9 protein-coding genes and 2 riboswitches are annotated in these 12,383 nt (G+C 41.9%); of the genes, 4 read left to right on the top strand and 5 right to left on the bottom strand.

Annotated features, from left to right (window positions below; genetic code table 11):
* The first annotated feature begins 12 nt into the window (after window positions 1-12).
* Entirely contained in the window at window positions 13-1,209 is a 1,197-nt protein-coding gene (locus MHB42_RS09410) for a class I SAM-dependent rRNA methyltransferase (protein WP_340808568.1), read from the top strand.
* 48 nt (window positions 1,210-1,257) lie between these two features.
* On the opposite strand, the gene MHB42_RS09405 is transcribed toward MHB42_RS09410, so the two are convergent.
* The 4 genes from MHB42_RS09405 to MHB42_RS09390 form a co-directional block, all read right to left on the bottom strand.
* A complete protein-coding gene (locus MHB42_RS09405) occupies window positions 1,258-3,243 on the bottom strand; it encodes a S9 family peptidase (protein WP_340805688.1) in 1,986 nt (661 codons plus the stop codon).
* Between the two features lie 47 nt (window positions 3,244-3,290).
* Window positions 3,291-3,968 carry a precorrin-3B methylase gene (locus MHB42_RS09400; protein WP_340805687.1) on the bottom strand — a complete coding sequence of 226 codons (678 nt, stop codon included), beginning with the start codon at window positions 3,966-3,968 and terminating at the stop codon, window positions 3,291-3,293.
* An 18-nt stretch (window positions 3,969-3,986) separates the two neighbouring features.
* A complete protein-coding gene (locus tag MHB42_RS09395) occupies window positions 3,987-4,970 on the bottom strand; it encodes an ABC transporter substrate-binding protein (protein WP_340805686.1) in 984 nt (327 codons plus the stop codon).
* A gap of 128 nt (window positions 4,971-5,098) precedes the next feature.
* Window positions 5,099-5,287: riboswitch (cobalamin riboswitch) on the bottom strand.
* Window positions 5,288-5,611: 324 nt separating this feature from the next.
* On the bottom strand, window positions 5,612-7,066 hold the full coding sequence (locus MHB42_RS09390; RefSeq protein ID WP_340805685.1) for an IS1182 family transposase: 1,455 nt from the start codon (window positions 7,064-7,066) through the stop codon (window positions 5,612-5,614).
* A gap of 205 nt (window positions 7,067-7,271) precedes the next feature.
* On the opposite strand from MHB42_RS09390, the gene MHB42_RS09385 reads away from it, so the two are divergent.
* Window positions 7,272-9,254, top strand: coding sequence for a translation factor GTPase family protein (locus MHB42_RS09385; protein ID WP_340805684.1), 1,983 nt, complete (start codon window positions 7,272-7,274; stop codon window positions 9,252-9,254).
* A 292-nt stretch (window positions 9,255-9,546) separates the two neighbouring features.
* Here MHB42_RS09385 and MHB42_RS09380 read toward each other — a convergent pair whose 3' ends face one another.
* Window positions 9,547-10,257: a hypothetical protein gene (locus tag MHB42_RS09380; protein ID WP_340805683.1), complete on the bottom strand. Its 711-nt coding sequence runs from the start codon at window positions 10,255-10,257 to the stop codon at window positions 9,547-9,549.
* A gap of 627 nt (window positions 10,258-10,884) precedes the next feature.
* On the opposite strand from MHB42_RS09380, the gene MHB42_RS09375 reads away from it, so the two are divergent.
* Both MHB42_RS09375 and MHB42_RS09370 read left to right on the top strand, forming a co-directional pair.
* Entirely contained in the window at window positions 10,885-11,376 is a 492-nt protein-coding gene (locus MHB42_RS09375) for a helix-turn-helix domain-containing protein (protein ID WP_340805682.1), read from the top strand.
* 40 nt (window positions 11,377-11,416) lie between these two features.
* On the top strand, window positions 11,417-12,085 hold the full coding sequence (locus MHB42_RS09370) for a Fic family protein (RefSeq protein WP_340805680.1): 669 nt from the start codon (window positions 11,417-11,419) through the stop codon (window positions 12,083-12,085).
* Window positions 12,086-12,155: 70 nt separating this feature from the next.
* A riboswitch (cobalamin riboswitch) is annotated at window positions 12,156-12,339 on the bottom strand.
* Window positions 12,340-12,383: the final 44 nt, after the last annotated feature.

Raw genomic sequence — 12,383 nt, 5'->3', positions numbered from 1 at the left:
AAGGATGACATGATGACACAAACAATCACTTTACAAATTAAACAGCCCTTTGCTAATCCATTAAAAAAGGGCTACCCACTTCTTACAAAGGATGCCGTGGATGTACGCCAGCTCCCAGCGCAGCAGGGTGCATTGCTAAGGCTCGTTGACCAGCATCAGCGCTTTATTGGGACAGGGTACTACGGTATCCAAAATAAAGGCATTGGCTGGGTACTGACAACAGATGCCAATGAAGCGATTGATCAAGCTTTTTTTAGCCAAAAATTGAAAAAGGCAATTGAGAATCGTGCAGCATTTTTCAACAATGACGACACAACAGCCTTTCGTGTGTTTAATGGTGAGGGAGATAGCATTGGCGGCTTGACCATTGACTTTTTTAATGGCTACTATATGGTAAGCTGGTATAGCGAGGGAATTTATTGCTTTAAGGACATGATTTATGCGGCGCTGGCTGAAACGGTTCAGTACGAGGCGATTTATGAGAAAAAGCGCTTTGATGGCAAGGGACAGTATATGGAGCAGGATGATTTTGTTATGGGCATACCGGGTGAATTCCCTATTATGGTGAAGGAAAATGGTATGACCTATGCTGTGCATTTAAACGATGGCGCAATGACAGGAATTTTTCTTGATCAGCGTGATGTACGATTGGCGATTCGTGAGCGCTATGCGAAGCAGACAAATATGCTCAATACCTTCTCCTATACAGGCGCATTTTCAGTAGCGGCGGCACTAGGAGGCGCGCTTCAAACAACGAGTGTCGATGTAGCGAAGCGCAGTTTAGCGAAAACGATTGAGCAATTTAGTGTCAATAATATCGATTATGAGGCGCAGGATATAAAGGTAATGGATGTTTTTCATTATTTTAAATATGCACAGCGCCACGAGCTACAATTTGACCTTGTCGTGCTAGACCCACCAAGCTTTGCTCGTACAAAGCAAATGACGTTTTCCACTGCAAAGGACTATCCTAAATTACTCAAGGATGCCATTGCCATTACAGCGAAAAATGGCATTATTGTTGCCTCAACGAATAATGCCAGCTTTGGTATGAAAAAGTTTAAAGGCTTTATTGACCAAGCCTTTCAAGCGACCAATACGCGCTATAAAATCATGGAAGAGCATAGTTTGCCAAAGGATTTCCGCGTCCCGCGTGAATACCCTGAATTTAATTACTTAAAGGTTGTTTTTATTCAAAAGCTTAGCTAACTAGAAAAGGACGTGTTTCAAAAGCCATTTGAAACACGTCCTTTTTGTTTATAAATAATCCACAAACCAATCACGGATATACGTGAGGCGCTGGATTCTTAGTGATGGTTTACCACTTCTCGATAGCTCATGATTAGCTGCTGGGAAGCGAATAAATTTGGTTTCTTTTTTGCGCTGCTTTAAGGCAATAAATAATTGCTCTGCCTGCTCAATTGGACAGCGATAGTCGTTTTCCCCATGTAAAATCAATAACGGTGTTTCTATCGCATTTACATACTTCAATGGTGAATGATGCCATAGCTTATCAATATCCTCTAGCCCCGCAAAAATTTGCCAGTCTGTAAAATAATAGCCGATATCACTCACACCATAAAAGCTAATCCAGTTTGCAATTGAGCGTTGGGTAACAGCAGCTTTAAAGCGCTTCGTATGTCCAACAATCCAGTTCGTCATAAAGCCACCATAGCTACCACCTGTCACGCCAAGACGAGCTGGATCAATAAAATCAAAGTGTGCCAGTGCATAATCCACCGCTGCCATTAAGTCCTGATAATCATTGCCGCCATAATCACCACGCACAGCATCAACAAATGCTTGCCCATAGCCATGACTACCACGCGGGTTTGTATATAGCACAGCAAAGCCCTGTGCAGCTAAAATCTGAAATTCATTGAAATAACTGTTGCCATACATCGCATGTGGGCCGCCATGAATTTCTAGAATAAGTGGATATTTATTGCCCTCTTGATAGCCAATCGGCTTCATCAGCCAGCCATGAACGCTCCAGCCCTCTGCCCCTTCAAATTCAATTGCTTCAGGCACAGCTAAGGCTCTTGCTTGTAAAAACTCCTGATTTACCGCCGTAAGCTGCTCCTTTTCGCCCGTTTGTAAATTAATATAAAATAAATCGCCGGGATTTGTTGGCGTGCTAATGGCGACAACGGCTTTATCGCGCTTAGCATCCAGTGAAAAGCCATAAACATATTGGTCATCCAAAATAGCTGGATATAATTCGCCTGCAAGATTACCAAAATAAATCGCTGTGCTGCCTTGGTCTGTCACTTGGAAATAAAAGCTGTGATTATCTTCCAGCCATTGCACACGAGGGGCTACAACGCCCTGTAGAAAATCGCCAATCATTAAGTCACCAATCGGCGCATCAAAGTCACTTGTTATACATGTCAGTTGCTGCTGTGCTACATCATATAGCCATAGCTTTGCTTGTGTAGCATTTTGAAATTCGCGTTTGCTACCAAGAAACGTAAGATAGCGACTGTTCGGTGACCATGAAGTTTGATAAAATGTGCCTATTTCTGCTGTTAGCTGCTGAGTCTGCTTTGTCGCTACATCCAATAAGAAAATATCATTGTTAAATGAAAAATCTTGATCCTCTGATAAATCAGCGATATATGTCAAGTATTGCCCATTTGGCGACCATGTATCAAGGTGGAAATGATGGTTTCCTGCTGTTAGCTGCTCCAGCTCACCTGTTTCAAGATGAGCAACAGCAATATGCGTAAATTGCTCCATATCTAACAAGCCTGCCGCATCTGATTTATATTTCATAGCACTCACTTCCAGCGGCTTTAGCTCCTGCTGCTGTTTATCTGTTTCAGGCTGATCGTGAATGCTATCCTCTTGACCAAGCTTAACCGAGAACGCAATTTTTTTGCTGCATGGCGACCAGACAGGTGAGGTAGCTCCATGCTTACAATGGGTTATTTGCCTTGCCTCCCCGCCTGTCTTTGCCAATACAAAAATTTGTGGCTTGCCTGTTCTTGTAGATACAAATGCAATATGACTGCCATCTGGTGACCATGCTGGAGCGCTTGTTTTCGCCTCGCCAAATGTCCATTGCTGTGGCTGTTTAGCTTGTAAATTAAGATAATATAAATGAGATATATAGTCGTTGCTCTTTTCATCCATCACTGTTTCTATATAGATAACCTCTGTACCATCAGGCGATAGCTGTGGAGCAGATACCGATTTTAAGTGATATAGGTCTTGTGGTTGAATGCCTTGTTTTGCTGTCATCTTTTTGCCCCTTTATCATAAGTATTCACTTATAATATTTCGACAGGCTAATTATTATTCCTGCTTAGGCTCTGCCAAAAATCGTCCGACTTTGTTCGGCGGTAAAATTTATAAAAGGGCTCATTTGGGCGTGCATGCTTCTGATAAAGCTGAATAATCTGCTGTAAAAACGCTTCAATCCTTGTCACTGCTACCCTTTTGGCAAATAATGTGCCTGCCTGTGCCTTTGCGCCCATTGGCACTGCGCCTAAATAGACATCAAAGCTTTCCTGCTGGTAAACAAGTCCAATATCATCATAGACCGCATTATAGCAGGCAGATGCACAGCCGTTGATATTGACACGCACTCTTGCAGGCACTGTCATGCCCTCCAATGTATGATAGAGCTGCTCTGTAATTGGCGCTGCCTCCATTTTGTCGCCATCGCAAAAATCACAGGCCTTCATCGCTACAATTGCTCCCGCAGGCATACTATACAGCCCTGCCTGCTGTAACGTATGAATCGCTTCCTCTACATCGCTTGTTGGAATGGCTAATAATAGGCTATAGGATGTCGAATACTTAATCGCACCCTGCTCCCCAACAACCTCTGCAATCGTTTGAAATTGTGCAGGTGTATAATGCTTATTAATAATACCTGGGCTAATAACTAAACGTGTAAAGTCACCTTGACGGTTCAATGTTTCAAAGGTTTGGTCAGGTATATTTTTCTGAAATGCATTCATTTGTCTGGCGGCTCCTTCTTAAAAATTATCAGGGTAGAAGCCCTTTGCTAAAATTTCAATCGCCTCTGCTGCACGTACCCCCTCAGATGCTGCTGATAGTGGTAGGATAACGAAACGATCATTTTGAACAGCCTCCATTTCCTTTAATGCTGGATCATTTTTTAAGAAGTCTATTTTTTGTTGGGCTGTTGTTTCACCATAATCAATAACAACAACCACCTCCGGATTTCGGTCTACTGCATCCTCCTTCGATACAGTTGTCCAGCCTGATTCCACATCGCCAAAAACATTTTGACCGCCAGCAATGGTTACAAGCTCATTCATAAAGTTTTGACCAGCCGTGAACACATCCTTTTCACCACTATCAAATACTAAAACACGTAAATTTTCGCCCTCCTGCGGTAATTTCGCACGAACAGCATCTACATCCTTCGTCATTTGCTCAATCAATGCCTCTCCGCGCTCCTCCACACGGAAAATCTTCGCCACATTGCGAATATCTGTGAAAATATCCTCCAATGTTGGCTTTGTCATATTCGAAGATGTATGTAAATACGTATGAATGCCTAGCTCCTCCAGCTCCTCAGGTGTGCCAACTCCCTTTTCGCCAAAGGCACTTTTCCAGCCGCCATATAAAAAGTCTGCCTCTGCATCAATGACCTGCTCCTTTGTTGGATATTGGTCTGATAGAACAGGCACTTTCTCGTATGCCTCCTGCAATGGCTCATAAATTTTATCATCTAAGTAAGCCGTACCTACCATAGCATCCTCTAAGCCTAGCGCTAGCATAATTTCTGTCACATGCTGATTTAAGCTAATCGCTTTTGTTGGTGCTTCCTTATAGGTTTGCGTTGTATCATTATTGTCAATCGTTACTTCCGTTGCCGCTGCTTCTGCTGGCTCTGTTTGTTCTTCCTGCTCTGCTGACTCCGTATTACATGCTGCTAACATCGCTACAAGGGCAATGACTAACACAAGCCAACTACTTTTCCATTTTGTCATGTTCCTGTTCTCCTTTGCTATAAAAATGGCAAGAAGGCATAAAAAAACCCCTCTTGTCACCAAGAGAGTAGCATAGTGAAAAAATGGTTCGTCAACCTTTATCACTATCCCCATCCTCGTGGTTCGTAGTTCATCCATCCATATTGGCAGGTATCCTGGCTTAGGTTCATCATCTATACGCCTTCCCATAGCTCAATGCTACAGTGGCATATTGTATAGACTCCCCATTTACAGTTGCGGGACAGCATCGGAATTGCACCGATTTCCCTTTTAAGCAAATAACAAATGCTATTTGCACCAATATGTTTTATGATTATTCATACTATTGATAGACTAGCAGAAGAATATTTTTATGGCAATGCATAAATAAATAATCATACTTATCTTAGCACTATTTCGACATAAGGGCAGAATATTATATGATAGTATTTGATTACAAAACGAAAAAAGCAATGGAAACGAGGATTTATCATGTATAAAACAATTGGCGTGCTTGCACATGTAGATGCAGGGAAAACTACCTTTTCTGAGCTAGGGCACTGAAAAACTTACATTTTTTACGATGAATTAGTTTTTCAAACAAAAATAAGGCACTTTCCATTCGTTTTTGAATGGAAGGTGCCTTATTTCTTTCTTTTTTCCTACTCTTTTTCACTCAGTAGTTTGAGTATCCGTTTCAGATTGACCGCAAAGATCGTCGTGGCTCCTTGAATTTCCATGCCAAATAAACCCGCCGATTTTGCTGTTTTAAAGCCGTGTGGGTTCTTTAATTCACTATTTTTCGCTTCGATTTTATAGCGTTTGCTGGCAAGTGCTTTGAATTCGGCTGTTTCCTGGAATGCTGCTTGTTCTTGATGTGTATCGGATTGAATCGTTACACTATACGTTTTACTTTTCGCCCCTTCCTTATAACAGCCCTCTCGCATCGGGCAAACTTTACATTTTTCAATATCAAAATGAAACGTTAAACTTTGATTCAGGGTTTTCCTGCCCGTACGTCTTTTGTGAGTTGCCATGTGCCCCGCTGGACAAACAAACATACCCGCATCCTTGTTATAATCAAATTCAATTTTCCGTTGTCCGCTGCCATTTGTGATTACTGGATTTAACTTTGAAATTAACTGAAACTGCTCCGATTTTGCATACACTAAATTCTCTTTCCAGGAATAGGCGGCATCACCAATCACCGTGTCAATTTCCATGCCGGCAGTTCTACTTTTCTCTACCAACTCTTGTAAATAGTGCCCATCACTTTTTTCACCCGTCGTCACAACCGCTGCTGTAATAATACGTTCATCACTCATCGCAATATGCGTTTTAAAACCAAAGAAAGAAGAATCTGCTGACTTATGGCCAACACGTGCATCCGGATCATTTGAATAGCTTAAATGATTCTCATAATCATCTATCACTTCTTTTAAAACATTTAATTTTTCTTTCACAGCCGGGATTTGTGCAACCTTTGATTGTGTTTCGACTGCTTCAACTACTTGACGACAGTAATCTAATTCTTCTGTGACTTCATTTGACGCAGGCTTCTCAGGGAATTTTCCGACCATGTTTTCGTCTAGTTGATACACGGCTTTACGTACATTTTTGGATTTTTCCTGTAAAAATTCTTTGGGCGTTTTCTGGTTATATCGCGCTTTTGTATGGGTAGCGTCGACAATCACCATTTTACTAAGGAGTAGTCCTTTCTCTAAAGCAATTTCAACAGTTTTCTGAATCAGTAAATCTAATAAATTCATATCTTGAAGACGGAGTCGACGGAATTTTGTCAGGGAACTGGGGTCGATCACTTCCTCTTCTGGTGCCATATCTAAAAAATATTTAAAGGACATATCGAATTTTGAACGTTCGATAAGGTCGGCATCCGACAGGTCATGAATCGCTTTTAACAGTAAATATTTAAACATGCGAATCGGTGGAATCGCGTTACGGCCATTAACTAAACAGTATTTCGATTTTAGTTCGTCTAGAATAAATGAGAAATCCACAAGTTCATTGATTTGGCGAAGCATATTGTCCTTTGGAATAATTAAATCGTACAACGCCATGTACGGGCTTAAATTGAATGTTTCCTGTTTAGAAATCATGGTCGCACCACCTTTTATTAGTCCTTTAATTATACAGGAAATTTGTGAGATTATACGAGAGGAAAACCCTTCTAGTGATGAAAGTGGTCCCAGTTGATTGGAATGGAGGCGGCGACTTCTGCGGGAACAGCACGAGCGGAAGCACCCGGACTGAGCAAAGCGAGGGAGAAGGCTGGAGCCGTGCCCGCGAAACGCGTCCGCCGCAATGGAAATCAACGGCATCGAAGAAAAAGAGAGTACAGGAACGAATATTCGTTCCTGTACTCTCTCACTTGTGCCTGAGGGACTTTTTCAGTGCCCTCTTTCTGAGCAAGTGCTTTTTCATACAAATAGTATTCAAGCACGAGGGCGTGTCGATCATCAGGACACCTTTTTAGATAATCACGAGCTGGAGCGACAGCGCGGTATTACCATATTTGCTGAGCAAGGTCGCTTCACGCTAGGCGAGGATACATATACGCTCATTGATACACCAGGGCATGTCGATTTTTCCCCTGAAATGGAGCGTGCCATTCGTGTGATGGACTATGCCATTATTATTGTCAGCGCTGTGGAGGGCGTACAGGGACATACCGAAACCGTCTGGCAGCTTCTGCGCAAGTACCATGTGCCAACCTTCTTTTTTATCAATAAAATTGACCGTGAAGGCGCAGATGTAGCGGCAGTAATGGCACAGCTTCGTAAGGATTGCTCTGAGCATGTCCTCTTGGTGGATGAACCGCTGCAAGCCAATTATGTATCAAGCAGCATAATGGAGTGGCTTGCTGAGCGTGATGAGCAATTGCTGGATGCCTTTTTACAGGACACGCTGGATTGTGAGCAATGCCTTGTACAGCTACAGGCGATGATTCAAGACGAGTGTGCCTTTCCGTGCTTTATAGGCTCTGCCTTAAAGGATAGAGGCATTCAGGAATTATTGGCACAGCTTCCGCTATTAACGGCTACTCACTTTAAGCAGGATGCACCGTTTCAAGGAGAGGTTTTTAAAATTCGTCATGACGGGCATCAGCGTTTAACCTTTCTAAAAGCTTTACAGGGATCACTACATATTCGTGATGAATTGACAGTTGGAGAGGTTACCGAAAAAATTACGGAGATTCGTCTTTATAACGGCAGTCGCTTTGATACGGTTCAGCAGGTCGAGGCTGGCGAAATTTTCGCTGTCAAAGGGCTGAGTGCCGCTACAATTGGTGAGCAAATCGGCAGTACGGCATATACACAGCCTTATGAGCTTATGCCTACTTTACAGGCGAAGGTTCAGTATAAGGGCGATCAGCATATAAAGGAGGTACTAAAGATTTTTCGTCTGCTGGAAGCTGAGGAGCCATCTTTACGTGTTGTGTGGCAGGAAAAATTTCAAGAAATTCATGTCCATATTATGGGCATTATTCAGTTGGAGGTGCTTGTTGATGTATTGATAAGGCGCTTCTCGCTGGAGGTGTCCTTTGGCGCTCCGCAAATTTTATATATGGAAACCATTGCAAATACAGTAACAGGCTATGGGCATTTTGAGCCATTAAAGCATTATGCAGAGGTGCATGTATTGATGGAGCCCAATGCGCGTGGCACAGGCAATACCTTTAGCAATGCCTGCCATGCGGATGCTTTATCGGTAGGCAACCAGCGCCTTGTAGAAAAGCATTTATTTGAGCGTGACCATCACGGCTTATTAACGGGCTTTCCTGTTACAGATATTCATTTCACGCTGTTAACAGGTCGCGGGCACAATGAACATACATCTGGTGGCGATTTTCGCGAGGCAACCTTCCGGGCATTGCGTCAAGGGCTAGAGCAAGCACACAATATTTTGCTGGAGCCTTACTATCGCTTTAAAATGAAGGCTTCCAAGGATTTCATCGGTCGTATGATGACAGATATCCAACAAATGGCTGGTACATTTCATGACCCTATTTTAACAGAAACAGATGCTATTTTAACAGGACGTGCACCCGTTGCCACCTTGATGGGCTATAGCACTACTTTTGCTGCCTATACAAATGGCAAAGGAGCCTTGTCGCTTCAGTTTGATGGCTATGATGTTTGCCATAATGCAGAGGAAGTTATCGCTCAAATAGGCTACGATAAAAACGCTGACCCTGACTATACATCCTCAAGCATTTTTTGTGCCAAGGGCAAGGGCTATTCCGTGCCATGGGACCAAGCCCAAGCAGCCATGCATTGCCAGTAGTACAGGCGACTGTTCTGGATTCGCAAGTATTTTAGCTGTTGGCGCAGGTATTTGCTCTGATTTCGCGGGTATTCATCTGGTCGCGAGTATTTTAACTCCTTACACGGGTATTCGCTCCTGCTCTGCGGGTATTTGCTCTGATTTCGCGGATATTCATCTGGTCGCGAGTATTTTAACTCCTTACACGGGTATTCGCTCCTGCTCCGCGGGTATTTTATAGTCTTGCTCGGGTATTTCGCCTCTGCGCTCCCTAATAGGAAAACAAGCCCTCCGCTTTTTGGAGGGCTTGGGCTTATAGCGCTTGCTGTGCTGGCTTTGCTGGCAAATAAGCAGGCTTGACGACAACATAGTCATGCGTATTAGCAAAATCAATTAAGAGCTTGCCCGGATGACTTTTAATCATTTGTAGGTCTGCAATTAATTGCAACAGCTTGTTATGGCCGTTGCCACGAGGATGCCAATTAAAATGAACATCATTCAACGCTTGAACGGCTTGTAAAAATCCTCTATACTCCTGCTGCACAAATGCAACTAATTGATCGGTATAAGGAATTGTCGCTAAATCATGAATATAGGTTTCATAAAAGCGCATGACAATCGTGCATAATAAATCATTAACACGCGCGGCACTTAGCACTGGCTTTGGCTCCTGCGAAAGGCGCGCAAGATTCGGCTTGGCGCGCGTTGAATCAATGCGTGTCAGTAAATGGTACGGCTCTCCATTCACCTTATAAACAATTGGATTTGTTGGCATATACATCATAAAGCCGTTTGTCTTTGTTTTTAGCTGGTCTGCTAGCGCTGCCTTTGCAAAAAGATGTCCATCCACATCGCCATTCTGCAGCCATATAATTTCTTTATTATATAAAATTTGCTCAAAAAATCGGTCATTGCGAATAAGCTTTGTTGCTAATAATTGATCAATCAGCGACTCTACAGCCATTCGTGTTTTCACCTTTTTAGTTGTTTCTGTCCGTGGCTGCTTACAAATTTCTATATCCATATAATACTTTATCCCCTTTGCGTACATATTTGCAAAACAAAAAGGATTCCCTACATATCGAGGAAATCCTTTGCTTTATCGTCCTTGTTCACACAACGCCAAAAAATCCCGTTTAAAAATGAATAATCTCTCATTTTCTTTGGGCGTTTGACGTACTGTGACGAACAGAGCATTCTGTTTTGTCAACATGCCACCTCCTATTCTTCTTTAGAAAATGGAGCTAGGGAGGCAACAGATAGAATAATTTCTGATATTTGTCGAGAATTCGATGTTAATGAACAATGGTTGCGTACAGGCGAAATGTTCGTGGAAAGCGATGATAGCCTATTAGAACAACTTACTATCGAATACAAACTAATCGACTTTGATAAAACCTTCATTGAGAAATTTATCAAGCTCCCACCAGAAAATCGCCTTACCCTTCAATCCTTTATCCAATCACTCATACCATCATCGGATTAAAGATGATGGTTTTTCTTACCTCCAACTTCTCACTCCTTCCGCTTCAATAAGTTTCTTATGAATATACAACAGTATATATACATAACTTAGTCAATCATTTTCTAACGAAAAAGTTTTCATACACAACTTAGATGTGCTATATTAAGTACGAGAGGAGGGAAATAGATGAATAGCAACGAACGAATTAAGGAATTACGAAAGATATTATCCTTAAATCAAGAAGATTTCGGAGAACGTATTGGTCTAACGAAATCTAGTGTTTCAAACATTGAAAAGGGGCTTCGTAATGTCACGGAACAACATATTAGACTTCTTGTTAATGCCTTTAATGTCAATGAAAACTGGCTACGCACTGGTGAAGGTGAAATGTTTATTAAGCCTGCTACTTTTTCACTTGATGAATACGCACAAAAAAACCAGCTCACCGAATTGGAGCTGGACATCATTAAAAGCTATATGGATTTGAATAAGGATGTACGTCAAGCTATCCTCGAAACAGCACAGCAGCTTTTTGCAAAGCACGCTGAAACGGCTGTTACAGTGGAGGAATCTATTGAAGCAGAAGTAGACAAAGAACTGGCTCTTATACGGCAGGAATTAATAGACGAGAAAAAAGCAAGAATGTTATCAGCCTCACAAAAGCACGAAACAGGCTAAAAAAATCTATCAGAAATAGGAAGGGGTTGAATAGAAAATAATGCATTCAATAGATAACAAATATAATCTAAATGAACGTGAGTCAAGGTTTCTATTAAAGAAATCGTTAGTTGAACTGATACATGCAAATTCACGATTAGAAAAAGTAAATACAACGTTCCCCCAAACAAAGACCATTGTGGAAGGTATGAGTGTTAGCGGTGTAAGCATAGACGACATTCAAGTCATTTTAAATCTCAAAAACGCCTATCAATACATCTTAAAAGAAACAGCTCCCTTTACATTAGAGGTGGCAAAAAAGATTAATTCTTTTGTTTCTTACAATGAATCTCTCGCGTGGGGAGTTGTACGAAACGGGAACGTAGGTATCCATGGTGTGAATTATCAGCCTAGTATCCCTGTAGAGGATGAAGTGGCAGCACATATTCAAACTATTTTAGCGGATGATAGCGTTTCGACTACTACTTATCGTGCATTAAAGTATATGTATTATGCTATGCGTACACAAATTTTCTGGGATGGCAACAAACGCACAGCACTTATTTCCGCAAACTATATTATGCTACTAAATGGCAACGGTGTATTGCACATCGAAGAAAGCAAACTAGAAAAATGGAATGAACTTTTATCACAATTCTATGAAACGAACAATGATGAAAAAATCATCCGTTGGACATATGACAACTGTATTTTTGGTATTGATTATTAATGCTTAACGTTAAGCATTAAAACGGGAAAAGAGCAGGCTCATGTCTAGCTCTTTTTCTACATAGGCTACCGGTGTGTACTCGTAATAGGCAGGTCTCCCGACTTATGGTCATCGCTCCCTTTCTCCTTCCCGTCCAAGGACAGTGGTTGCTGAAAGGTTGCTCACATTTACAGTTGCGGGACAGTGTCGGACTCACACCGACTTCCCTTTTAAGCAAATTGCACACAATTTACACCTATTACTACACGCTATTTAGTTGTGAAGGAATTCTCGTCCTATTAGCATTTATTGTAGAGGA

Origin of the sequence: Lysinibacillus sp. FSL K6-0232, assembly GCF_038008325.1 — a bacterium.
Classification (GTDB): domain Bacteria; phylum Bacillota; class Bacilli; order Bacillales_A; family Planococcaceae; genus Lysinibacillus.
The sequence above is the reverse complement of the archived record's forward strand: the minus strand, read 5'-3'. Positions and strand labels throughout refer to the sequence as shown.